The organism is Hyphomicrobium sp. ghe19 (assembly GCF_902712875.1).
In the GTDB taxonomy this organism is placed as follows: Bacteria; Pseudomonadota; Alphaproteobacteria; order Rhizobiales; family Hyphomicrobiaceae; genus Hyphomicrobium_B.
On sequence record NZ_LR743509.1, the window covers coordinates 1,100,391 to 1,121,558 of the forward strand.

The 21,168-nt window shown below is 60.3% G+C and carries 24 protein-coding genes; 12 read left to right on the top strand and 12 right to left on the bottom strand.

Annotation, left to right across the window (positions count from 1 at the left end; translation table 11 throughout):
- Window positions 1-75 precede the first annotated feature (75 nt).
- Genes AACL53_RS05175 through AACL53_RS05185 form a run of 3 tightly spaced genes read right to left on the bottom strand, consistent with a single transcriptional unit; the run spans window position 76 to window position 1,822 of the window.
- Window positions 76-813, bottom strand: coding sequence for a hypothetical protein (locus tag AACL53_RS05175; RefSeq protein ID WP_339083168.1), 738 nt, complete (start codon window positions 811-813; stop codon window positions 76-78).
- Window positions 814-826: 13 nt separating this feature from the next.
- Entirely contained in the window at window positions 827-1,312 is a 486-nt protein-coding gene (locus tag AACL53_RS05180) for an isoprenylcysteine carboxylmethyltransferase family protein (RefSeq protein ID WP_339083170.1), read from the bottom strand.
- A 51-nt stretch (window positions 1,313-1,363) separates the two neighbouring features.
- The gene (locus tag AACL53_RS05185; RefSeq protein ID WP_339083173.1) at window positions 1,364-1,822 is read right to left on the bottom strand and encodes a hypothetical protein; all 459 of its coding nucleotides are present in this window, start codon (window positions 1,820-1,822) and stop codon (window positions 1,364-1,366) included.
- 69 nt (window positions 1,823-1,891) lie between these two features.
- Between AACL53_RS05185 and AACL53_RS05190 the strand changes: the two genes are divergently transcribed.
- The 3 genes from AACL53_RS05190 to AACL53_RS05200 are packed head-to-tail and all read left to right on the top strand — an operon-like array spanning window position 1,892 to window position 4,061.
- Window positions 1,892-2,434, top strand: a complete 543-nt coding sequence (locus tag AACL53_RS05190) for a hypothetical protein (RefSeq protein ID WP_339083175.1) — start codon at window positions 1,892-1,894, stop codon at window positions 2,432-2,434.
- Between the two features lie 56 nt (window positions 2,435-2,490).
- Window positions 2,491-2,928 carry a DUF1489 family protein gene (locus tag AACL53_RS05195; RefSeq protein WP_339083177.1) on the top strand — a complete coding sequence of 146 codons (438 nt, stop codon included), beginning with the start codon at window positions 2,491-2,493 and terminating at the stop codon, window positions 2,926-2,928.
- Window positions 2,929-2,954: 26 nt separating this feature from the next.
- Window positions 2,955-4,061, top strand: coding sequence for a pyridoxal phosphate-dependent aminotransferase (locus tag AACL53_RS05200; protein ID WP_339083179.1), 1,107 nt, complete (start codon window positions 2,955-2,957; stop codon window positions 4,059-4,061).
- 5 nt (window positions 4,062-4,066) lie between these two features.
- Here the strand turns inward: AACL53_RS05200 and AACL53_RS05205 are convergent, their stop codons facing one another.
- Window positions 4,067-4,753 carry a TetR/AcrR family transcriptional regulator gene (locus tag AACL53_RS05205; protein ID WP_339083181.1) on the bottom strand — a complete coding sequence of 229 codons (687 nt, stop codon included), beginning with the start codon at window positions 4,751-4,753 and terminating at the stop codon, window positions 4,067-4,069.
- 79 nt (window positions 4,754-4,832) lie between these two features.
- Between AACL53_RS05205 and AACL53_RS05210 the strand changes: the two genes are divergently transcribed.
- Entirely contained in the window at window positions 4,833-6,029 is a 1,197-nt protein-coding gene (locus AACL53_RS05210) for an MFS transporter (RefSeq protein ID WP_339083183.1), read from the top strand.
- A 69-nt stretch (window positions 6,030-6,098) separates the two neighbouring features.
- Window positions 6,099-6,407 carry a hypothetical protein gene (locus tag AACL53_RS05215; protein ID WP_339083185.1) on the top strand — a complete coding sequence of 103 codons (309 nt, stop codon included), beginning with the start codon at window positions 6,099-6,101 and terminating at the stop codon, window positions 6,405-6,407.
- A 66-nt stretch (window positions 6,408-6,473) separates the two neighbouring features.
- On the opposite strand, the gene glnA is transcribed toward AACL53_RS05215, so the two are convergent.
- Window positions 6,474-7,883 carry a type I glutamate--ammonia ligase gene (gene glnA / locus AACL53_RS05220; RefSeq protein WP_339083187.1) on the bottom strand — a complete coding sequence of 470 codons (1,410 nt, stop codon included), beginning with the start codon at window positions 7,881-7,883 and terminating at the stop codon, window positions 6,474-6,476.
- A 101-nt stretch (window positions 7,884-7,984) separates the two neighbouring features.
- Window positions 7,985-8,323 carry a P-II family nitrogen regulator gene (locus AACL53_RS05225; protein ID WP_045838054.1) on the bottom strand — a complete coding sequence of 113 codons (339 nt, stop codon included), beginning with the start codon at window positions 8,321-8,323 and terminating at the stop codon, window positions 7,985-7,987.
- 305 nt (window positions 8,324-8,628) lie between these two features.
- On the opposite strand from AACL53_RS05225, the gene AACL53_RS05230 reads away from it, so the two are divergent.
- Window positions 8,629-10,194: an NAD(P)H-hydrate dehydratase gene (locus AACL53_RS05230; RefSeq protein WP_339083191.1), complete on the top strand. Its 1,566-nt coding sequence runs from the start codon at window positions 8,629-8,631 to the stop codon at window positions 10,192-10,194.
- Here AACL53_RS05230 and AACL53_RS05235 read toward each other — a convergent pair.
- Complete coding sequence (locus AACL53_RS05235) at window positions 10,191-10,751, bottom strand: thioesterase family protein (protein ID WP_339083193.1); 561 nt, start codon at window positions 10,749-10,751, stop codon at window positions 10,191-10,193. The genes AACL53_RS05230 and AACL53_RS05235 overlap by 4 nt on opposite strands.
- Before the next feature lie 181 nt (window positions 10,752-10,932).
- On the opposite strand from AACL53_RS05235, the gene AACL53_RS05240 reads away from it, so the two are divergent.
- From AACL53_RS05240 to AACL53_RS05250, 3 genes are all read left to right on the top strand, one after another.
- Complete coding sequence (locus AACL53_RS05240; protein ID WP_339083195.1) at window positions 10,933-12,609, top strand: tetratricopeptide repeat protein; 1,677 nt, start codon at window positions 10,933-10,935, stop codon at window positions 12,607-12,609.
- A gap of 35 nt (window positions 12,610-12,644) precedes the next feature.
- Window positions 12,645-14,111, top strand: a complete 1,467-nt coding sequence (locus AACL53_RS05245; RefSeq protein ID WP_339083197.1) for a deoxyribodipyrimidine photo-lyase — start codon at window positions 12,645-12,647, stop codon at window positions 14,109-14,111.
- 207 nt (window positions 14,112-14,318) lie between these two features.
- Window positions 14,319-15,179, top strand: coding sequence for a L,D-transpeptidase (locus tag AACL53_RS05250; protein ID WP_339083199.1), 861 nt, complete (start codon window positions 14,319-14,321; stop codon window positions 15,177-15,179).
- Window positions 15,180-15,242: 63 nt separating this feature from the next.
- Here the strand turns inward: AACL53_RS05250 and AACL53_RS05255 are convergent, their stop codons facing one another.
- On the bottom strand, window positions 15,243-16,448 hold the full coding sequence (locus AACL53_RS05255) for a DUF1134 domain-containing protein (protein ID WP_339083201.1): 1,206 nt from the start codon (window positions 16,446-16,448) through the stop codon (window positions 15,243-15,245).
- Window positions 16,449-16,528: 80 nt separating this feature from the next.
- On the bottom strand, window positions 16,529-16,939 hold the full coding sequence (locus AACL53_RS05260) for a thioesterase family protein (RefSeq protein ID WP_339083203.1): 411 nt from the start codon (window positions 16,937-16,939) through the stop codon (window positions 16,529-16,531).
- Between the two features lie 184 nt (window positions 16,940-17,123).
- Here AACL53_RS05260 and AACL53_RS05265 point away from each other — a divergent pair, with 184 nt between their 5' ends.
- A complete protein-coding gene (locus AACL53_RS05265) occupies window positions 17,124-17,405 on the top strand; it encodes a hypothetical protein (protein ID WP_339083205.1) in 282 nt (93 codons plus the stop codon).
- 4 nt (window positions 17,406-17,409) lie between these two features.
- Here the strand turns inward: AACL53_RS05265 and AACL53_RS05270 are convergent, their stop codons facing one another.
- Window positions 17,410-17,880: a hypothetical protein gene (locus AACL53_RS05270; protein WP_339083207.1), complete on the bottom strand. Its 471-nt coding sequence runs from the start codon at window positions 17,878-17,880 to the stop codon at window positions 17,410-17,412.
- 304 nt (window positions 17,881-18,184) lie between these two features.
- On the opposite strand from AACL53_RS05270, the gene AACL53_RS05275 reads away from it, so the two are divergent.
- Entirely contained in the window at window positions 18,185-18,622 is a 438-nt protein-coding gene (locus AACL53_RS05275; RefSeq protein ID WP_339083209.1) for a hypothetical protein, read from the top strand.
- 98 nt (window positions 18,623-18,720) lie between these two features.
- Here AACL53_RS05275 and AACL53_RS05280 read toward each other — a convergent pair whose 3' ends face one another.
- Window positions 18,721-19,005, bottom strand: coding sequence for a hypothetical protein (locus AACL53_RS05280; protein ID WP_092865184.1), 285 nt, complete (start codon window positions 19,003-19,005; stop codon window positions 18,721-18,723).
- Between the two features lie 625 nt (window positions 19,006-19,630).
- On the opposite strand from AACL53_RS05280, the gene msrB reads away from it, so the two are divergent.
- The gene (msrB, locus tag AACL53_RS05285; protein WP_339083212.1) at window positions 19,631-20,068 is read left to right on the top strand and encodes a peptide-methionine (R)-S-oxide reductase MsrB; all 438 of its coding nucleotides are present in this window, start codon (window positions 19,631-19,633) and stop codon (window positions 20,066-20,068) included.
- A 106-nt stretch (window positions 20,069-20,174) separates the two neighbouring features.
- Here the strand turns inward: msrB and AACL53_RS05290 are convergent, their stop codons facing one another.
- The gene (locus AACL53_RS05290; protein WP_339083214.1) at window positions 20,175-21,029 is read right to left on the bottom strand and encodes a DUF72 domain-containing protein; all 855 of its coding nucleotides are present in this window, start codon (window positions 21,027-21,029) and stop codon (window positions 20,175-20,177) included.
- Window positions 21,030-21,168: the final 139 nt, after the last annotated feature.

Genomic DNA, 21,168 nt, shown 5'->3' on the forward strand with positions numbered 1-21,168 from the left:
TGGCGCGAAAATTCCGGCAAATCAATGGTGCCCGACGTACACGGTAGATGCAATCGAACGGGGGGCTCGCCAATGTTATCGAGCCGCCGCCGCGCGGATCAGGCGCTGGAAGTCCTCGTCGACGTTGCGGACATCGTCCAGCACCAGCATCTCCCGGAACGGCGGGGCGCTTTTGTTCGCCGGTTCCGCGGGTATGCTGCGATTGACGCCCGCAGGTCCAAAATTTGCGTAAAGACGCAGTTTTTTTGGCCCGGCATGCAACGCGGCGAAGGGGGTGGGGGCGGACATCATGACAAATGTGGCTGTCGCTGCAAATTCGGTCGCCGGGACGGCGCGGCCGACTTCGCGGAGAACATGCTCGGCAAGTGGCCGCAAGCCTTTGGCGTCGCTCAGGAGGTTCTGGATCGGGTCGCCGATCACTGGCGGCGGTGTTGGCGCCACAGGAGGCGGCGGTGGTTGAGGCTTCCAATCGCGGAATGGCCGTGCGCGGGCAGGTGGTTCTTCGGTTGCATCGCTCCTTGCGTCTCTCGCCGCATCTCTCACCGCGTTCCTGGGCGACGGTTGGCGGTTCGTCGTTCGCATCTGGCCGCCAGTGTCAGCATAAATGAGCTGACCATCGTTGTGGTGAATGCGCTCGAGCCACGAGGCCCACTGGAACTGAAAGCCCTGGTGACGAAGCCAATCGATGATGTCGTTGCGTTGGGTCAGGCCGGTTTCGCCGATCGCCGCCATCCAGCCGGGAAGGTCGCGGCCCGTGTCCTCGGCGAGCGCGGCTATGAACTCACGTTCCTTTTCGGCGAGATCGGTGCTCATGGCGGGTCAGATATCAAATCCAGCGCCGCGTGCGGGATTTATAGTCGGTATACGCGTCGCCAAAGATCGTTTCCAGGTGGCGCTCCTCCGGAATGATTTGCAGCGCCGTCACCAGAACGGCGAACAGCGCCGCGGCCACGACGAACCAGATCGATTTGGTGATCTCGGCTCCATAAAGGAGGAGCAAGACTTCGCCAAGGTAGATCGGATTGCGGAACCGGACGTAGGGGCCCGTCGTCACGAGCACCGTCGGGGCTTTGTGCGGCAGCATCGTCGTTCGATTTGCCGCGAGCGCCCTGAATGCAAAGACGATCAATAAAATTCCGAGAATTCCGAAGGTGAGGCCAAGCCAGTGCGCGGGTGCGTCATCGATCCCAGGCCATGGCAACGGCGCCACAATCGTCAGCGTCCAGCCGAGCGCGATTGCGCCGGCCAGAAGCAGCGGAGGCCAAGGGATGACGGTTCCCACAGGGGAGGAAGCAGAGTCACGGTCAGTCATGCGGCTAGCTTATCGCCAAATGCCGCCTTGGTCAGCCGGACGTAATGGACCTCAGTTCGTTGCCGCGGGCGCCGGTGCGGCTGCGGGGTGAGCGGCAGCGGGGGTCTTCTTCTTTTTCGGCGCGGGAATGGTCGGCGACGGAGTTGCGAGCAGGTCTGTCTTGTTGAGTTCCGAGTCGAGGTCGTAGCTCTTGCAACCCATCGCGACGAGGCGCTGATTGTACGCCTGGAGGGACTTGATATCCTCGGCGTAAGCGCCTTGCGGGTCGGTGCCGTGCGAGAGATTACCGAACGTCGCCGCCATGCCCGCCTGTATGCCGCGCGCCAAGCCCGAGGCCTGCTTCCGATCGGCGAAACCGCGGAGTTGCAGAATGCGCACTTGCATCCGGCCTGAAATCTGTTTGCAATTGAGCTTGTCGTCCGGCGTATCCGGTTTCTGCTTCTTGGCATGGGCGGCAGACGGCAACGCCATCGCCAATGAAAGCAGGATAAATAAAGCTTTGGGTCGCATCGCCTCACGCCATAAAGGTTAGGATCGCAGCCCATACCATATCCGCGGCGGTCTGAAGGCAAACCGCGAGTGCAGACGACACCCGACTGCGGCATCGACGACGGCCGCGTTCAGGTTGCTACGATTCCCGGCGTTTTCCGAATGCCGGTTGGGGGACTTCTTGCGAAACGGAATATTGCAATGCTGAATTGCCGGATTGGAACTTTGATCGTGTCGCTTTTGGCGAGCCCGGCGGCGGCTTTCGCTCAGGAGAACATACCGGGGCATGTCACGTGCGATTTCGACAACGGTTACGCCTGGACCTACGATGCCGGTAAGTATCAAGCCGCTCCGCCAAAAGACTTGACGTTCGAAATCGGAAGCATCGATCTCGAGCATCAGTCGGCGTCGCTTATTCTCGATGGGCGCACAGCCGCCAGTCTCAAAATTGTACGGGCGATAAACGCCAATCATTTCCTAGAGGTCGTGAACGAGGGCTTTCTCAATCTTACGACCATTTATGACCGCGACCCTGCGACCGGGAAATTTCCGGCCGTGCATTCGCGGCACTTTGGCCTTTTCGGCCAGCCGGTTTTCGCCCAGTACGCCGGAAGTTGCGTTCCTAAGCCCTGAGCGGATGCGGATCGTCCCGTTGCCGTTCACCCTGTCCTGGTGCAAAAACGGTTCCCATGACATTGCACCTCGTCAAGCTCTGCGTCGGCGCCAGCACGATCGAGGATCTGGTCGCCTGGCAGACCGAACATCGTCCCTATAAGACCCACGACGGCAAGCGCTGCGTTTATCATCGAACGTTCCAATCGCCGAAACGAACGACCGAATTGCTCGACGGCGGTTCGATCTACTGGGTCATGAAGGGCGTCATTCTCGTGCGGCAGCAGCTCGTCGGCTTTGAAGATGGCACCAAGGACGACGGCACGCCGTGCTGTCTTCTGCTCTTCGCGCCGCCGCTCATTCCCGTCCGCCCCACCCCCCGTCGCGCTTTCCAAGGCTGGCGGTATCTCAGCGCGGACGACGCTCCTCCTGATCTCACACCGGGCAAAAGCGATCAGATTGCATCGATGCCTGCAGATATGCGTAAGAAGCTCGCCGACTTGTGCCTGATCTGAACATCGAACCATAATTCGAGCCGTCCATGTACCGTCCCCCTTTCACGCCGACAGTTGCAGCACTGCCGAAACTCGTACCGTTTGTCGGTCCCGAAGCGATGGAGCGCGCGCGAGGGCGTCCTTTTCGCGCCAGGCTTGGCGCCAACGAAAGCGTATTCGGACCGTCGCCGCTCGCCGTCGCGGCCATGCGTGAGGCGGCGGGCGAAAATTGGAAGTACTCCGATCCCGAGAGTTATGAACTGCGCTCGGCAATCGCCGCTTACCACGGTGTGCCGGTCGAGTGCGTCGTGGTCGGCGAGGGAATCGACGGGCTTCTCGGTCTCACATGCGCTTTGTTTCTGACGCCGGGCAGTCCTGTCGTCACGACCGACGGCGCCTATCCGACTTTCAATTTTCACGTTCTGGCGCATGGGGGAAAGGTGCATGCCGTGCCCATGCGCGCGTTTCGCGAGGACGTTCCCCGGCTCATCGAAACGGCCAAGACCGTTTGCGCGCCGCTGATTTATGTGTCCAATCCGAATAGTCCGATGGGGACATGGTGGACGGCCGGCGACATTGCGGCGTTCATTGCGGAGCTTCCTCCCGAAACGCTGCTCGTTCTCGATGAAGCCTATTGCGATACCGCACCCGAGCCAACGTCTCCGGCGATCGACGTTTCAAATCCTCAGGTCATCCGGTATCGGACGTTCTCGAAGGCTTACGGGCTTGCGGGCGCTCGGATCGGCTATGCGGTTGGGGAGCGGAGCACCATTGAAGCCTTCGACAAGGTTCGCAATCACTACGGGATCAATCGCGTGGGGCAGCTTGGCGCTCATGCCGCGTTCCGCGATCAGGATTATCTTAAAGTCGCCGTCGCGCAGATTGCAGCGTCGCGAGGGCGGATCAGGACAATCGCGGAGGCGAACGGACTTTCGGCGCTTCCCTCGGCCGCGAGCTTTGTCGCCGTCGACTGCGGAGCGGACGGCGCGTTCGCGGCGCGCGTGCTTGCCGGCCTATTGGATAGGGACGTCTTCGTCAGGAAGCCGGTCGCGAAGGGATTGGAACACTTCATCCGCATTTCGTGCGGTCAGGATGAAGATCTCGAAATTTTCGCCGATGCTTTAACGGACGTGCTGGCTTCAGTGCACGCCTGACGTCATCAGGAATCCTTGGGTTTCCGAACTCGCGGCTTCTGCTTCCGCACGCCTTGTTTTGCTGCCCGAGTTTCGATGCCCGATATGAGGATGCCGATCATGGTATCAAAAACCTCGTCGTCGCTGAGGTCGGCAAAAATCGGCAACAGCTTCTTTGTAAGCGGCAGATCGCTCTGCCCTTCAATTTCTCTCAGAGTTGCGACGCTGGGTTTGTCGAGCAAACCGCCGATCTCTCCTGAGCAGACGCCGAGTACGGCTGCGTACGTCGCACATGCGACCGGTGGAATATCGGCCTCGCGCAGGCCTGCGTCATAAAGAGCCTGATGCCATTCTTCGCTTATTTGCATGTCGCGCGGTCCGGTCGTCCAGAAGCGGAGCAACAACGGGAAGGCGTTTGGATAACGCTTGGCAACCTGCCGATATGCATTCGCCAGCCCGGTGAGGCGAGCCTGCCATCTCAATTGCGATTTAGGGGCGGCGACCTCTTCGTGCAACCGATGAGCAATGGCGCGTTCCAGGCCCTCCTTAGAGCCGAAGCGGTAACTCAATGTCGCAACGTCGCAGCCAATTGCCCGCGCGGCACATCGAAGGCCGAATCCCTCCAGGCCACCGCGCTCAACTTCCATGAGCGAGGCGCGAACGAGGTCAGCTTCGAGAAGCCCTCTTTTGCCACGGGTGTGCTTTGGTTTCATCACTGTTGAAATTTGCCCTTGCGGACCGGCAAGTCAAGCATTATTCCAACGTTGTTGAAATTAACGGGCAACGAGGGACATGACGTCTGCGATCGATGACGGAATTACCGAGCGTCAAAGGCTGCTGAGCATCGCAGCCGTGTGCTCGACTTCGTTCGGTACCGGTATTTCATTCGGCATAGGCTTTCCGCTTACCTCGCTGACCTTCGAGGTGTGGGGTCAGCCGAGCTGGATGATCGGACTTGCAGGGGCGGCTCCGCCTTTTGCAATCCTCTTGGCGCTTCCATTCGCGCCCCGCTTGATCGCCAAGTTCGGACCGGTTGGCTCAATCGTCGGCGGATGCCTGATCGGTGCTCTCGGCTTCTTGGCGCTCGCTCTCTTTCAATCGCCCTGGGCCTGGATTGCGATCCGTGTTCTCATGAGTGCCGGCTTTGCAATGCCGTGGCTCGTTGGCGAGACGTGGATCAATGCGGTTACGCGCGAGGAGACGCGCGGACGGATTATCGCAGTTTATGCAATGGTCTTTTTCACGGGCTATGCGATCGGACCCGTTTTGTTGCAGGCACTTGGTCTCCATGGGCCATGGCCATTTCTCGCCGCAGCGGTCGTGACGGGTCTTTCCGGGTTCCCGGTCATGATCGGGCGGAAGCTCGCCCCGATGGTCGAGCACGATACCAACCTCAACGTCGCTGCTGCTTTTCGCTGGGCTCCGGTGGCGATGGTTGCTGCGTTCGTCGGCGGCTTTTCCGAGATCACCGTTCTTTCGTTGATCCCGAACGTGGCGCTCGCCGCAGGCTGGTCTCAGTATCCGGCGCTGGCTTTGCTTACCGTTACGACGGTCGGCGGCATCGTGCTGCAGTATCCGGTCGGCTGGTTGTCGGACCGCGTCTCCCGCTTCGCCATGATGGTCGTATCGGTGGTTCTTTTCATTGCGCTGGCTCTCGCGCTGCCGCTTGCACTCACCAATCCGCTGGCCGGGTACGTGATCGCCTTTCTCATGGGCGGCGTTATTCTCGGCTTCTATGCGCTCGGCCTCGCGCTTATTGGCGAACGGGTATCGGCGAGTGGCCTCGCGGCCGTGAACGCAGCATTCATCATCATGTACCAGCTCGGAGCTCTCGTCGGTCCGATTGGCGCCGGCATGGCGATGATGGACGATGCCGTCCAGGGCTTTGTCACCATCGTTATCGTGACGATGGTCATTACCGGTATCGCCCTGCTCGTCTTCAATCGTATGGAACGCCGATGGGCGGTCGAGGCGCTGGATCATGGTTAACGGTTTATTCGCGTCTCCACGCTAGCCTCGTGCAAGGTTCAGCGTTGCTGATTTTCTCCGAGTTCGACCATGATCGTGCGGTCCATCCTGTCGTTTTTTTCCGTACTTGCATTCGGCGCGATGACGGTCGCCGCTTTCTTTGCGCTTCTGCCTTGGTTTTCGGGGCATGTTCCCGAGAGCGTGCGCTCCCTGACCGAGGGGCTTGAGTTCAATTCCCTTATTATCGGACTGGTGCTCGGGCTGACGCTGGGCGCGGTTGGCCGCTGTAACTGGTCCGACATTCCACGCCGTGTCGTGACGTGGTTCCTCGTTCGCGAGCAGAGGTTTTTCTATTACGCGCTGATCGCCGTGTGCGGCGGGGTCCTGATTTTCTATTGAGCGCACAATAGAAAAGAGGCGGCCCTTTCGAGCCGCCTCTTTGTATTCCAAACTGCCGAGCAGTCCTTAGACCGAATAGTACATGTCGTACTCGACCGGGTGCGGCGTCATCTCGTAGCGCATGTTCTCTTCCATGCGCAGCGCGATGTAGGCGTCGATCATGTCGTCGTTCATGACGCCGCCGGCTTTCAGGAAGTCCCGATCCTTGTCGAGGCTGTCGAGGGCTTCGCGAAGCGAGGCCGCGACGGTCGGGATCTTGGCAAGCTCGGCCGGGGGCAAGTCGTAGAGGTTCTTGTCCATGGCGGGGCCCGGATCGATCTTGTTCTGAATGCCGTCGAGGCCGGCCATCAGCATCGCCGTGAAGGCGAGGTAGGGGTTCGCGCCGGGATCCGGGAAGCGGATTTCGATGCGCTTCGCCTTCGGGCTCGTGACGTGCGGAATGCGGCACGATGCCGAGCGGTTACGCGCCGAATAGGCGAGCAGCACGGGGGCTTCGAAGCCCGGGACCAAACGCTTGTAGGAGTTGGTCAGCGGGTTGGTGAAGGCGTTGATGGCCTTCGCGTGCTTCAGGATGCCGCCGATGTAGTAGAGGCACATCTGCGAGAGGTCTGCGTACTTGTCGCCCGCGAACATCGGCGTGCTGCCCTTCCAGATCGACTGGTGGACGTGCATGCCCGAGCCGTTGTCGCCATAGACAGGCTTCGGCATGAACGTCGCCGTCTTGCCGTAGGCCTGAGCGACGTTGTGCACGACGTACTTATAGATCTGCATGTGATCGGCCATCGTGATCATCGGGCCGAACTTGACGCCGAGCTCGTGCTGGGCGGCCGCAACTTCGTGGTGATGCTTTTCGACGGCGACGCCCATCTCCGAGAGGACCGAAAGCATCTCGGAACGGATGTCCTGGGCGCTGTCGATCGGGGGGACGGGGAAGTAGCCGCCCTTTACGCGGGGGCGATGGCCGAGGTTGCCGGTCTCGATGTCTGCGCTGGTATTCGTCGGCAGTTCGCTCGAGTCGATCTCGAAGCCGACCGAGTACATGTCGGTCGAGAACCGCACGTCGTCAAAGATGAAGAATTCGGCTTCCGGGCCGAAGTAGACTTTGTCGCCGATCCCGAGCGACATCATGTAGGCTTCGGCCTTCTTGGCGACCGAGCGCGGATCGCGCTCATAGGGCTGGCCGGTCGAGGGCTCGAGCACGTCGCAGAATATCGCGACGGTCGTCTGAGCAAAGAAGGGGTCGATATGTGCCGTTGCCGGATCCGGCATCAACGTCATGTCGGAGGCTTCGATCGACTTCCATCCGGCGATCGAGGAGCCGTCGAAGGCGTAACCGTCGGTGAAGATACTATCGTCGACGCAACTGACGTCGGCGGTGACGTGCTGCATCTTGCCTTTGGTGTCCGTGAATCGAAAGTCCACGAACTTGGCTTCCTTGTCCTTGATGAACTTCAGGACGTCACTCGCGTTTTTCATAGACACTCCCCTGTCTAGGCGTTTCGTTACAACTCACGCATGGCCGTTTGTTGGGCCGACAAAGGCCAGTTTAGGCGTGGTCAGCTTTTTCAAAGTTCGGTTTAGATGGCATCTCGCCCGGATTCACCGGTGCGGATGCGAATAGCGTCTTCGATGGACGAGATAAAGATCTTACCGTCGCCGATCCGGCCTGTCTTCGCGGCCTTTTGGATGGACTCGACAGCCTTGTCCAGCATGTCGTCGCTCAAAACCACCTCAATCTTCACCTTCGGCAGGAAGTCGACGACATATTCGGCACCCCGGTAAAGTTCAGTGTGGCCCTTCTGGCGGCCGAACCCTTTTGCCTCGATGACGGTGATGCCTTGCAAGCCGATTTCTTGTAGCGCTTCTTTTACTTCATCGAGCTTGAAGGGCTTTATAATCGCTTCGATCTTTTTCATTTTCGCCCCTTGAATCGTGGACAGCATGTCGGTGGAAACTCACGCTTGCCCAGTGGCCCCAAGGCTAGCAGAGGCCGTGCCACCTGTGGTGTTTTTGAAAAACGTCACATATGTCAGCAGCTTAGCGTGTAGTTTCGGCTTCGGAGTTCGTCGCCGAGCGCTTAATACGCCTAAATTTGATGCCGGATGTATAATTTTCCGGCGAGTTCGTTGCCCATTTCTGTCTCAAACCAACAAACGCTGAATTTAAAGGCAGGTCGCGGCGCTCCCCGTCTCGCCTTTCAGGCTCGCACCAGGAACATGACATGAATGAATTGTTGACGCCCGCGGAAACGGGGGAAGCCGATCGCTTAACGGAGGCGGGGGGCACGGCGAGCCTAGACCTTATGGCGCGGGCCGGTAAAGCGGTCGCGGACGTAGCAGCGCTGATGACGCGCGGGCCTGACACGCGCATCGCGGTCCTTTGCGGGCCGGGGAACAATGGCGGCGACGGGTTCGTGGCTGCCAAGCTTTTGCGCGATCACGGCTTCGATGTTCGTGTGTTCCTGCTCGGCGAGAAGTCCGCTTTGAAAGGCGACGCCGCCGAGATGGCCCGGCGCTGGCCATTGCCCATTCGGCCCGCAACGCCCGATGCTCTGCAGAGCATGTATCTCGTTATCGATGCGCTTTTTGGAGCCGGTCTTTCGCGCCCGATCGAGGGCGATGCGGCTGAATTGATCGAGGCGGTCAACGCCAGCGGGTTGCCGGTGCTTGCCGTCGATGTGCCGAGCGGCGTCGACGGGGCCAGCGGCGAGGTGAGGGGCGTCGCCATCAAGGCGCGACGGACGGTCACGTTCTTCCGTAAGAAGCCGGGGCATCTTTTGATGCCGGGACGCGACCTTTGCGGCGAAGTCACCGTTGCGGACATCGGCATCCCCGAAACCGTGCTCGAAACCCTGAAGCCCCGCTTGCATGAGAATGCGCCTCGGCTCTGGATCTCAGATTTCAATTGGCCGACGGACGGAGGTCATAAGTTCGACCGAGGTCATGCGGTCATCGTGTCGGGGCCGGCGCTGCAAACAGGCGCTGCGCGACTTGGTGCGCGGGGCGCGCTGAGAGCCGGTGCGGGCGTTGTCACGCTTGTCGGCAATTCGACTGCAACCGCGATCATTGCGACGCAGGTCACATCGATCATGGTTCGCTCGGTGTCGGGCGCCGTGGCGCTTTCGGACTTCCTGCGCGACCAGCGACGCAATGCCGTTCTGATCGGTCCGGGGGCGTCCGTTGGACCGGAGACAGCGGCCGATGTTTTAGCAATCCTGAAGTCATCGGCGTCGGTGGTGCTCGATGCCGATGCGCTCACGTCGTTCGCGGATCCGGAGGACAGCGGAGATCGTGCCGAGGCGAGCATGGGATTTCTTGCGCGCAACGGTGATCGTGGCCCGGCTCAGCCGTCCACGCTGTTCGACGCGATCAAAGGGCGAGACGCGCCCGTCGTGATGACGCCGCATGAAGGTGAGTTCAAACGGCTCTTCGGTGGGCTTCCTGGTTCCAAAGTTGATCGCGCGCGGACGGCGGCTGCGCTGTCAGGGGCCGTCGTCATTCTCAAGGGCACGGATACGGTCATCGCCGCGCCCGACGGCCGCGCCATCATCAATTCGAATGCTCCGCCGTGGCTGGCGACGGCGGGCTCGGGCGACGTGCTTGCCGGTTTCGTTACGGGGCTATTGGCGCAGCGCATGCCGGCGTTCGAAGCGGCGTCGGCGGCCGTCTGGCTGCACGGTGAGGCAGCCAGCGCTTTCGGGATCGGCCTCATTGCCGAAGATCTTCCGGACCTTTTGCCCAAGGTTCTGCAGAAACTTCATGCGGAGAAGCCGAGGGGGCGACGTTAGCCGGTCACCCGGCCGGCTTGTTTGAGCTGGTCGTCAGCGTGCAGGAAGGCTTCGACCTCGGGCGTTGAGGGAGGGCTCACTTCCGAGACGCCGAGGAGCGCCATCAGCCGGGCGATCTCTACGAACTTTCGTTCCTTCCGATCGTAGAGGCCGCCTTTGAAGAGAGCGCGAGCGGCGGCCTGGCCGTCGCGCTTGCCACCGTCGATGACGAACGTCTGCTCCATCACGACAAGCGCCGCGTCCCAGCAGAGCAGGCGCGTTTCGAGCCGGAACTTCTGAAACGGTCTCAGTTCACGCTGAAAGCGGATCGTGATGGCGCTGGCGATTGGCGTCCAGCGGTGGTTCAGCACCTGACGCCAGAGGCCGGAACGCACCATGACGTCGAGACGGCCGAGATCCATCATCGTGAGATAGCGGCCGTTATTCATATGGGCGGAGATGTCGAGGTCGTGCAGCCAGACCCGAAATTGAAGCACGGATGTCTGACGCGGTATGTCGAGGTGGCCGCGGCTGCGCGCCGTCAGCAGAACCCATATCAGTCTGAACCAAAGGTTCATCGGCGGGTCTCCGGAGCAACTCGCACCAGGGCCTCCTACGGCAGCTTTTACGTATGCGTCAACAGGACGGGAAGCCGCGAGCGGAATTCGCCATTGCCCGGCCGAGGGTCACAATGGCACCCTACGTTGTGTAAGATGTGAATCGCGGTCCAAGGCACCCAAAAGGAATTTGGCTCAGATAATGAAAAGGGGCTTTCGCGCGGCGTCGGTATTCGTTGCATTGGCTTCGCCGCTGGCGATGGGGCCGGCGCATGCGGCCGATGGTGTTTCGGGGCCGTCGCAGGTCGAAGAGGGCGCGGCTCAGCTCGTTCGTGGCGATGTCGCGAAAGCCGTTACAACCTATACGGAAGCGCTGAAAGATACGGGCCTTGCCAACGATCGGCGCGCTACGATCCTCAATGACCGTGGCGTTGCCAACGTGCGGCTCGGCGAAACCAAGCTGGCGCTCGAAGACTACAATCGCGCGGTCGAGCTCTTTCCTGAATACCCCGTGGCTTACAACAATCGCGGCAATCTCTTGTTGGCGCTCGGGCAGTACGGCGAAGCGCTGAAGGATTTCGATCGCGCGATCGTTCTGGCGCCGGGATACGCGGCCGCCTATTCGAACCGCGGCAATGCGAAAATGAAGGCCGGTAAAACCGGTGATGCCATTCTCGATTTCACCAAGGCCATTGAGCTGATGCCGGCGAGTGCGCCGCCGCTGTCGGGCCGGGGCCTCGCTTACCTCGCAGCCGGAAAGCCGCACGCAGCGATCCGCGATTTTTCACGCGCGGTAAATTCGGACGCTCGTTTTGCCTCTGCCTATCGAAACCGTGCCGAGGCACGCATGTCGGTGGCGCAGCGGGAAGAGGCGATCGAAGATCTCTCGCGCGCCGTCGCTTTCGACGTCGGAAACAGCGAGCTCTATGTCGTTCGCGGCTATGCGTATCTGCTCGACGGCAATACCGCGTCGGCGATCAAGGATTTTTCGCGCGCCATCGAGCTCGACGGAAAATCCAGCGCGGCCTACGAGGGGCGCGGTCTCGCCAACGGCTTAGCAGAGGCGTCGGATGACGCTTATGCCGACCTCAACCGCGCGATTGAACTCGATCCGCGTTCGCCGGTTGCATTCGCGTTCCGCGCTTTCGTCTACAAGCAAAACAGCCAGGCGGACATTGGCGCCAAGGACGTGCAAACGGCGATCAAGCTCGATGCCAACTCGCCGGAAGCGCTTTGGGCGCGCGGTGAGATCGAGGAAGCAAACGGGGCCGCCGACACCGCGATTACGGATCTCCGCCGCGTGCTGCAATTACGCCCGAGCTGGCGTTTCGCGGCAGACGCGCTGAAGCGGCTGGGCGCGCCCGCCGACGATGCGGACGACAAGCCTGAGCCTTCGCTCGATCTCGGAAAATGGCACGTTGTCCTGAGCGGAAAGGATTACGTCGCGACGAGCGAAGAGTATCCGCAGATACGCGTTCCGCTCGAGATGACCGGGACAGGACTTCCGAAACTGCTCGCTTGGGAGGTCAAGCCGGCGCCCTACGCCAGCTACGGGATACTCCGGTTTTCCGGTGGCCGGGTGGCGGTCAAAGGCGGCTTCGAGGATGCCGAGCTTGCGGCGATCATCGACATCACTTCGGCAAAGGTCATCGCGATCGAACCGGACCGGCTGGGCAACCGGGTGGCCAACTGGACGTGGGATGGCGATACCCTGCAGGTCGCGAGCGTCGATGGCGCAACGGACCAATATCAGCTTCGTCCCGTCAACGTCGCGGTCGCCGGTCAGCGGCGCCCTTATGGCACCGGGCAAGCGGGCGATGCCGGTTCGCAACGGCGATCGAAGCCGAAAACCATATTCGATCTGTTGTTCGGGAACTGATGTTGGATCCGTCACGGACACCGAGATTGCGATAGATGAATAGCGCGCCCGTCATCGTCTGGCTTCGCAATGACTTTCGGCTGCGCGATCATCCGGCGTTGAATGCCGCTGTTGCGACAGGTTCTCCGGTTATTCCGCTTTACATTCTCGACGATGAAACACCTGGCCGGTGGGCGCTTGGCGGAGCGTCGCGGTGGTGGCTCGGCAAAACAATCGAGGCATTCGGCCGTGATATCGCTGCTTGCGGCGGAAAGCTGATCCTGCGTCGTGGCGCGGTCGCACGCGAACTGAAGCGCGTCGTTGAAGAGACCGGAGCGACGGCTGTCTATTTCACGCGAAGCTATGAGCCGTCAGCGGTTGCGCTGGAAGATCAGTTGAAGCTGGCTTTCGATGATGCGGGCGTCGCGTTCAAGCGGTACGGCGGGCGCCTGCTGAGGCAGCCTGAAGAGGTGCGCACGAAGACCGGCGGCGCCTATCAGGTTTTCACGCCATTCTGGCGGGCATTCACGAAGGATCTGACGCTGCCGAGAGCGTTGGCCGCGCCGGATCGGATCAAGGCGCCTTCGCGAGCGCCGAGATCAGACGATCTTCGCGACTGGCAACTTTTCCCGACGAAACCCGATTGGTCGGGTGGGCTCGAAAAGACCTGGCAGCCGGGAGAGAGCGGAGCGCGCGCGCGTCTGGCGGAATTTACGAAGACGGGCCTCGCAACCTACGCGATAGATCGCAATCACCTCGATAAGGACGGCACGTCGCGCCTCTCGCCGCATTTGGCTTTCGGAGAGATCTCACCTGCTGCCTGCTGGCGGGCGGCAGCCGACGCGGCACGCGGAAAGAGCGCGAACGATCAATCGATCGAGACCTTTATGCGAGAACTCGTATGGCGCGAGTTTTCTTATTCGCTGCTTTTTCATTTTCCGAAATTGCCCGAGGAGCCGCTTCGCGAGGAATTCGCGAAATTTCCCTGGCTCGGAGATGCCGGGCAATTGAAGGCGTGGCAGCGCGGAAATACCGGCTATCCCATCGTCGATGCGGGAATGCGTGAGTTATGGGCCACGGGCTACATGCACAATCGCGCACGGATGATCGTTGCGTCATTTCTCGTCAAGCATCTGCTTATTCCGTGGACGGCGGGAGAAGCGTGGTTCTGGGATACGCTCGTCGATGCGGATCTCGCGAACAATTCCGCGAGCTGGCAGTGGGTTGCTGGTTGCGGGGCTGATGCAGCGCCGTATTTCCGAATTTTTAATCCCGTATTGCAGGGCGAGAAGTTCGATCAGAATGGCGAATATGTGCGGCGCTGGGTGCCAGAACTCGCAGATTTAGCCGCAGATGCAATTCATAAGCCTTGGACGGTGAGTGCAGAGACCCTGGCGCAGGCTGGAGTTGTGCTCGGAAAGTCATATCCTCGGCCGCTCGTCGACCATGCCCATGCACGCGTTCGCGCTTTGCAAGCCTATGAGCAAATAAAGTCCACTTCGAAAAAAGAAAATCTCGACTGAGTATTGGAGTGGTTTCAAGCCGTTATCGGTTAAAGGCGGCGATAAGACGTGAAATGCTCAGCGCGATATAAGAAACACATTCGTAATCTATTTGAATTTCCGGGCTTGATGAGACGCGATCTATTCGCGATTTTCTTAACGGTTCAGCATCTTTCGGGATATTATCGTGGTGTGAAGAAGCTTGTCGCGTTTGCGTAGGGAGTTGTGATGTTGCGGGCATTTGTGTTGGCGGCGGTTGTTTTCGCTGCCGTTCCTTCGGTTGGGGTGCTCGCTGAGCCGTCGGGAACCGACGCTCCTGCAGCGAAGACCACCGAAACCCAGTCTGGCACGACGATGTTCTTCGGGGACGCGAGCAAAGCCGCCGCTCCGGAAGCCGCAAAGCAGCCGGCGCCTGTCGCTGCAAAGCCGCAGCCGTTGCCGCCGCCGACGCTGACCGCGTCGGTCGATCTTAATCGACAGACGATGAGCGTTTCGGTCAACGGAGACCATCTCTACACCTGGGCGATCTCGTCAGGCACCGCGCAATTTCCTACTCCGACCGGAAACTTCCGCCCGGAATGGACCTCCAAAATGTGGTATTCGCGCAAATACGATAATGCGCCGATGCCTCATGCCGTTTTTATAAATGGCGGCGTGGCCGTTCATGGCACGTCTCACGTCGGCTCGCTCGGCGCGCCGGCTTCACACGGCTGCATCCGGCTTGCGCCTGGGAATGCGAAGACCTTTTACAATCTTGTCCAGCGCCACGGGCTGCAGCTGACGCGCGTCAGCGTTCACGGACGCCCGAACTGGCGTGATGGCGCCGTGGCGAGCCGCCGGGAACGGGAGCGCCGGGAGGTCGACGTTGCAAATAGCAATCAGGGCGGTTGGTTCTGGGGCAACAGCTGGGGCAGCGCCGATTCATCCTACGACGCGCCGCCCGTGAAAAAGAAAGATCATAAGGGATACGCCTACGTCTACATCGATGGCGTGCCGACGAAGGTCTACCGGAAGAACAATGGCGAGTACGTCTACAAAGTCCCGGCCCGGCCGAAAAAATATTACAACACGTACGGTTACGCCAATTGAGAGGCGATGCGACTTCTCAAAAAGAAAAGGCCCGGTGTTTCCGGGCCTTTTCTTTTGTGGACTTCAGAACGGGTTCCAAGTCGGCTTTTCGGTGAAGCCCAGATATCCGACGTTTGCGCCGAGGCGCATGCCCACGCCGGAGCGGATCGGCGCCATGATGACCGGTCCGCCCTTGAGAACAGTCAGTCCGACGCCTCCGACGAAATATGCCGAGCCGTCGATCCCAGTGAAGTTGCGATACAGCGCAGCCGGATCGTCCATATTGTAAATGAGGAAAAGCGTCCTCGACCCGGAGGCGCCAAAGTCGGTGCCGAGCGAGGGCCCGTGCCAATAGACTTTTTTGACGACGGGCTGCGAGCGCATGAAAAGGTTGCCCTGACCAAAGCGGAGGCCGGCCAGGAATGCTCCGCCGCCCTCTATTCCGAGCACGTAAGCTGTCGGGCGTCCGTACTGCTTGAAGGCATGTTCGATGACGCCCGCAAGGCTCGTCGACACCGTGCCGAAGAAGCCTCGCGTCGCGTCGCGGATTTCATCGATCGTATAGCCGCCTTCCGCCGGAGGTAGGGGAGCCGGGGGCGGGAACGGCAGTCCTTCATTCGGCTGCGTCATGGCGACGACCGGCGGCCCGCTCGCATTATTGGGCTTCGTGCTCGCGGTCCAGCCTTCCGACGGCGCTGGAGCCGCTTTCGCTGCGACTTCGGGCGGCGGGCTCTTTTTGGCTTTTGGCGCAGCGCTCGGTGCCGGACTTTGCGGCGTATTCTGAACCGGCTTCGAAGGCGCGGCGGGCGCGGCCGAGGCGACGGGCTTTTGGGGCTGGGCGTTACGCTGGGCCTCGGCGATCTTCTCATCGAGGCGCTTCAGCATGTAGTCGGACTTGCTCTTGATGACCGTATTCAGCTCGTCGGCGGCGGCGTGCAATTCCTGCAGCTTCGCGCAATCGGGCTGTACGCCCTCTGGCACGCGGCCGAGCGAATCCACGCGCAGCAACAGCGCGCTGCTCTTCTGGTCGAGGTCATCGAGCGTCGCGTCCTGGATCGCGTCCAGGGCCACGTTTTCGTAATCGGTGTCGCTGAGGTTGAGAGCGGCCCGATAGCGTTGCATCCGTTCCTGAAGTTTGGGCTGCGCCTCAAGCGTCAGCGTTCTGAGGCTCGCTCCCGATTGGTCGATTGCGGCCGCGAAATCTTTCGTGGTGCAGGGCTCAGCAGCCGCGGCCTGTCCGGCGACAGCCAGCGAGGCGGCAAGAGCAAAGAGAGCTGGCAACAATCGCATAAGTCAGAAACTCCGGTGGTGTTGCCGTGCGGCGCACTCAAAACGACTAGCGCGAGCGGAACGGGGGCTGCAGGCTTCCTCTAACGTCGTGGCAGAGATTTGGCGGCGAGACGCGCCATGAACCGAGGAGTGTCGACGACAATTCGCGTGTGCACGCCGGATCCAATCTGTTCGGCCCCGTCGCTGGCAGAGACATCGAAGGTCAGCTTGCGTCCGTCGACCGCTTTTAAGGTTGCTTTCGCTGTAACGGTGAAGCCGATCGGGGTCGGAGCAGTATGCGCTACGTTGAGATGGACGCCCAGGCTCTGGTGATCATCCGGCAGATGCCCGTCTAGACAGTCGACGGCTGCTGCCTCCATCAAGGCTATGAGCATCGGACTTGCGAAGACGGGGACGTCACCGCTGCCGACCTTCGTCGCGAGGCGCTCTTCAGTGACAAGGGCGCTCGCCGATCCTTCAAGGCCCACCTTCAACGATGATAAATCAGCCATTTCAGCCCGCTCCTATTCACCCTGCAGGCCATAAGGTGCGAAATCTGCCAGATCAATAGGGAGGATGAATGATAGGCTATATGCGACGTTAACCTCGTTTGGCCGATGCGATGCACAACGCTCCGTCGCGCGCTCAAGATGCGGCGGTGATTAGAAGGGTTCTGTCTGACCTCAGGGGAGACGCGTGCTTCACCGCTTTCGCTGGTTCGTGATCGCATTTTCGATGGTGCTGGCTCTCGCGCCATTCGCCGGCATTGCCGGGGCCGCTCTCCTCGCGCTGGTCGCCGGATGCGAGATCAATGACGCTGCGAGAAACGCTTGCTTTGCGTTCGGCGTTGACCTTGGCCCGTGGTTGTCCAGCCTGTCGATGACTGGGGCGCTCGGCAATATCACGCTTCCGGCTTTAGCCGCTGTTCTAATGTTTTGGGCCGTTGTCGAGAGCGCATGCGTTTTGTTCCGGCGATAGCCTATCAAGGCCGGGAAAATTCCAACAATCCCGGGAAGGCCGTGCCCTTGGGGCCGATTTCCGTCAAGGCTGCCGCGCAGCTTTCATCGATGATGACCTTGCACTGGTTCGGATCTTCCTCCCGAACGCAATGTTTGACCCTGATCCAGGCGTCGTAAATCTTCTTTTGCTGCGCCTTGAATTCCTCGAGCTCGGCGTCCGCGTAGAGGGCGGGGAGCGCTGACGCTTTGTCGGTTACCTTCGCACCCGTGCAGAGTTCAGAGGCGCCCAACGCCTGACCGTAGCGGGACCCCGTGTCTCGCGGCGTCAAGCGGGCGGTCGCAACGGCTGCGCGGGTGGTGCCCACGATGTCCTCGGGAGGCTCGGCGGCAGCCGCTTCCCAGGACGTGCTCCCCCAGACCATGCTCCCAAAGGCCATGCTCGCCGCTATCGCACCGATTAGAGATCCCAGGCCCTTTTGACGCCCAAGGGACATCGCTTCCTCCACGCCGATTGTATCGGCAAGTTTATGGTGTTCCGCACCTGATCCCCATGCCGGTAAGGGAACGCCTCAGCTCAGCTCAGCTCAGGCTCGACCAGTTTCCCTTCGTCCGAAAATGAGGGCTACGCCTATACTTTTTAGTAAGTAGACCCGAATCCGCATTTCCGCAGTATCGCCGAACGCTTATATCGTCGCCGGGCATGCGAATGCGCAACACCCGTCTTTATCTTTGCTGCCGGGCAGGGATATAGTTTTTTGCGGGCCGGCTTCTTTATAGCGCCGTCCAAGGAGAATTCAGATGACGTCACGCTTTCTGGTTTCGGCAGCAGTGTTCGCGACATTCGTTGCCGTGGGCGCGAGCCCGAGCTTTGCACTTTCGACCAAAGAATGCAGCGTGAAGTACCAGGCAGCGAAGTCTGCCGGCACTTTGAACGGCGAGACCTGGAACGAATTCCGGAAGAAGGAATGCGCGGGTGGCGAGGCGGCTGCTCCGGCAACGACCGAGGAGAAGCCCGCAGCCAAAACCGAGACGACAGCTCCGGCCTCAGGCGGCTCTGCTGTCTTCCCCAAGGCAATCGACACAAAATATTCCAAGGAGACGGCGGGCAAGGCCCGGATGCACACCTGCCTCGATCAATACAGGGCCAACAAGGCGAACAACGGCAATGGTGGGCTCAAGTGGATCCAGAAGGGCGGTGGCTATTACAGCCAGTGCAACGCGTCGTTGAAGAAGTAATCAACGCCGCAGCTTCTCTTGACGAACAATTCTCCTGAAACGGTAACGGCGAGATTTTATCTCGCCGTTTTTGTTTTCTGACGATTGTGCGGCCGGTCTCAGCGCTTCGTGAGGCGGTCGCGCTGCCAAGTGAGGAACATCACGGTGACGAGCGCTGTCAGGAACATCGTTCCCAGGATTGCCGGCTGACGCATGAACGCGCGCCAGACATCGAACCCTTCGAGCCATCCGCCGCGGTTCGTCAGCACGTTGTTCAATACCAAAATGGCGAACGCGACCAGCGATGTCAGTCCTGTTGCGATGACGGCTTCAACGAGCCTTTTCGTCATTCGAGGTACGGATATCGAATTGCGTCCAATGGCGAGTTGGGTCCGGTCCGACATTATGTGCTCCTCTTGAGTTTCGGCGAAGGGGGCACGGCGATCGCCACGGAGCCCCGGATTTATTCTCCCTATTTACCAGATTCGCTCCCTCAACGTGGCATAGGCGAGGCGTTTGCCGATGTTCGCCGGCGGCGGGCTTATGCCAATTCTGATGTTTTCATCGCCTGTAACCTCGCGGCGAAACGAAATGCTCACCATGTTTCGGCTTGCGGCAGCGGGGCTTGCGGCGGTCGCGCTAGATTCATTGCGATGCTCGCAACGAGGGGGCATTCGCGCTGATAAACAACAAGGTGAATGGGTGAGCTATGAGGACCGCTGTTCGTATCGCGACCGCGTTGGTGCTTCCGGTGCTGCTTTCGAATGCCGCCGCCAGCGGGGATTCGATATTTGACGTCGAGCACGCACGTGCGGAGTACCGCTCCGGTCGACTGACGCCTGAAAATGCGGATCTCATGGACCGGTGGGGTTGGCCGAGCGGCTGTTATTCGCGCCCCTGTTTCGCGACACCGCCTCCGGACAGACCTTTCTACGTTCGCCGCCCGGATTGGCGAGCCCGCCGGTAACGGCGGCCAACGTCCAAGCGTATGCACTTGAAGGTCAACAGTGGTTGGACGATATAGGACGCATGGACAAGAAAACGATGCCGATGGACGAGTCTGAGTGGCGGAAGCGATTGTCGCCCGAGCAGTATCGGGTGCTGCGTGAAAAGGGTACCGAGCCGCCATTCACAGGCGAGTATCTGGAAGTCGACAGCGACGGCACGTTTACGTGCGCGGCGTGCGGCAACCCGCTGTTCTCGTCGGACGCGAAATTCGACTCAGGCACGGGTTGGCCGTCGTTCGACGAGGCGATTCCCGGCGCGGTCGAATATCATACCGACACCACGCACGGCATGGTTCGCACCGAGATTACATGTGCGCGTTGCGGCTCGCATCTCGGCCACGTTTTTGACGATGGCCCGACCGAGAGCGGCAAGCGTTATTGCATCAACTCCGTGTGCCTCAATCTCGACGAGGCTGGCGACGGCAGCGCCGGTGGAACCGAAGCGACGGGTAAGAAGTAAAGCCCGGGGGCATTTCTTCCCGCTTACGTGTGCGTGTCCTCGTGTTCGTGCCGGCGAACTTTCCTTGTCGCGCGGATCCAGAGAGCCAAGTAAGCGACCATCAGGATCAGGCCCGAGGCTTTCCTACTTTGCCTGCGGGCGAGACCAGCTCTTGAAAGGCCATGGCGGCGGCCGGGGCGCGGACTTTGCCTTCGTGAATGAAGTAGACGAAGACGTCGCGCGGTTTCTGCGGGGGCTTGTTCTTCGGATCGATCACCGGAATATCTTGCGGTACGCTGCCGGATGCCCACACCTTCGCGCGTTCGGCCCACTCGGCGAGCGCCTTCGGCTTGTATGCCGTCGGGATCGTGTCATTGCCTTTCTGCAGCCGCGCGTAAACAAAATCGGCCGTGACGTCGGCGATCGCGGGGTAAGTCGCGTGATCGGCGAAGACGATGGCGACTGATTTCTTCCGCGCGAGTTCTATGAATTCGGGCGTGCAGAATGAGGGATGGCGCGGTTCCACGGCATGTCTCAAATTGAGCCCGCCGATCTTCGCGGGCAAGAGATCGAGGAAGGCACCGAAGTCTGCTTCGTCGAACTTTTTTGTCGGTGCGAATTGCCAGAGCAGGGGCCCGAGCTTCGTTCCAAGTTCGGTTATGCCGGAATCGATGAAACGCAAGATCGAATCCCCCGCCTCCGCCAAGACGCGGCGGTTCGTCGTGTAGCGGGGCCCTTTCAAGGAAAAGACAAAATTATCGGGACTTTCCTTGGCCCAGCTTGCGAACGTCGCCGGTTTTTGTGTGCGGTAGTAGGTGCCGTTGACCTCAATCGTGGCGAGATGGTGGCTGGCGTATGGCAGCTCTTTTGAATGGGGAAGGCCATCGGGGTAGAATACGCCGCGCCACGGTTCGAACGTCCATCCGCCGATACCGGCGCGGATACTGGCGCGGGTACTGGCGGTTGCGCTTTTACGGGGCATCGTGCGAGGCCCGTGCCGTTTTCTCGATGTAAGGAACGTCGATCATCGGGTCCAGCGAATCGCCTAGTTTGGATGGAACGGTTTTTCCCGCGACCTCGGGGCGCATCAAAGATATTCGCGGATATGCCATCTCGGCGTT

What these genes read in the sequence shown, in the direction of transcription:
- AACL53_RS05175 (WP_339083168.1), bottom strand. Translation starts at nt 813, where the DNA reads ATGAGCACCGATCTCGCCGAAAAGGAACGTGAGTTCATAGCCGCGCTC.
- AACL53_RS05180 (WP_339083170.1), bottom strand. Translation starts at nt 1,312, where the DNA reads ATGACTGACCGTGACTCTGCTTCCTCCCCTGTGGGAACCGTCATCCCT.
- AACL53_RS05185 (WP_339083173.1), bottom strand. Translation starts at nt 1,822, where the DNA reads ATGCGACCCAAAGCTTTATTTATCCTGCTTTCATTGGCGATGGCGTTG.
- AACL53_RS05195 (WP_339083177.1), top strand. Translation starts at nt 2,491, where the DNA reads ATGACATTGCACCTCGTCAAGCTCTGCGTCGGCGCCAGCACGATCGAG.
- AACL53_RS05200 (WP_339083179.1), top strand. Translation starts at nt 2,955, where the DNA reads ATGTACCGTCCCCCTTTCACGCCGACAGTTGCAGCACTGCCGAAACTC.
- AACL53_RS05205 (WP_339083181.1), bottom strand. Translation starts at nt 4,753, where the DNA reads ATGAAACCAAAGCACACCCGTGGCAAAAGAGGGCTTCTCGAAGCTGAC.
- AACL53_RS05210 (WP_339083183.1), top strand. Translation starts at nt 4,833, where the DNA reads ATGACGTCTGCGATCGATGACGGAATTACCGAGCGTCAAAGGCTGCTG.
- AACL53_RS05215 (WP_339083185.1), top strand. Translation starts at nt 6,099, where the DNA reads ATGATCGTGCGGTCCATCCTGTCGTTTTTTTCCGTACTTGCATTCGGC.
- glnA (WP_339083187.1), bottom strand. Translation starts at nt 7,883, where the DNA reads ATGAAAAACGCGAGTGACGTCCTGAAGTTCATCAAGGACAAGGAAGCC.
- AACL53_RS05225 (WP_045838054.1), bottom strand. Translation starts at nt 8,323, where the DNA reads ATGAAAAAGATCGAAGCGATTATAAAGCCCTTCAAGCTCGATGAAGTA.
- AACL53_RS05230 (WP_339083191.1), top strand. Translation starts at nt 8,629, where the DNA reads ATGAATGAATTGTTGACGCCCGCGGAAACGGGGGAAGCCGATCGCTTA.
- AACL53_RS05235 (WP_339083193.1), bottom strand. Translation starts at nt 10,751, where the DNA reads ATGAACCTTTGGTTCAGACTGATATGGGTTCTGCTGACGGCGCGCAGC.
- AACL53_RS05240 (WP_339083195.1), top strand. Translation starts at nt 10,933, where the DNA reads ATGAAAAGGGGCTTTCGCGCGGCGTCGGTATTCGTTGCATTGGCTTCG.
- AACL53_RS05245 (WP_339083197.1), top strand. Translation starts at nt 12,645, where the DNA reads ATGAATAGCGCGCCCGTCATCGTCTGGCTTCGCAATGACTTTCGGCTG.
- AACL53_RS05250 (WP_339083199.1), top strand. Translation starts at nt 14,319, where the DNA reads ATGTTGCGGGCATTTGTGTTGGCGGCGGTTGTTTTCGCTGCCGTTCCT.
- AACL53_RS05255 (WP_339083201.1), bottom strand. Translation starts at nt 16,448, where the DNA reads ATGCGATTGTTGCCAGCTCTCTTTGCTCTTGCCGCCTCGCTGGCTGTC.
- AACL53_RS05260 (WP_339083203.1), bottom strand. Translation starts at nt 16,939, where the DNA reads ATGGCTGATTTATCATCGTTGAAGGTGGGCCTTGAAGGATCGGCGAGC.
- AACL53_RS05270 (WP_339083207.1), bottom strand. Translation starts at nt 17,880, where the DNA reads ATGTCCCTTGGGCGTCAAAAGGGCCTGGGATCTCTAATCGGTGCGATA.
- AACL53_RS05275 (WP_339083209.1), top strand. Translation starts at nt 18,185, where the DNA reads ATGACGTCACGCTTTCTGGTTTCGGCAGCAGTGTTCGCGACATTCGTT.
- AACL53_RS05280 (WP_092865184.1), bottom strand. Translation starts at nt 19,005, where the DNA reads ATGTCGGACCGGACCCAACTCGCCATTGGACGCAATTCGATATCCGTA.
- msrB (WP_339083212.1), top strand. Translation starts at nt 19,631, where the DNA reads ATGGACAAGAAAACGATGCCGATGGACGAGTCTGAGTGGCGGAAGCGA.
- AACL53_RS05290 (WP_339083214.1), bottom strand. Translation starts at nt 21,029, where the DNA reads ATGCCCCGTAAAAGCGCAACCGCCAGTACCCGCGCCAGTATCCGCGCC.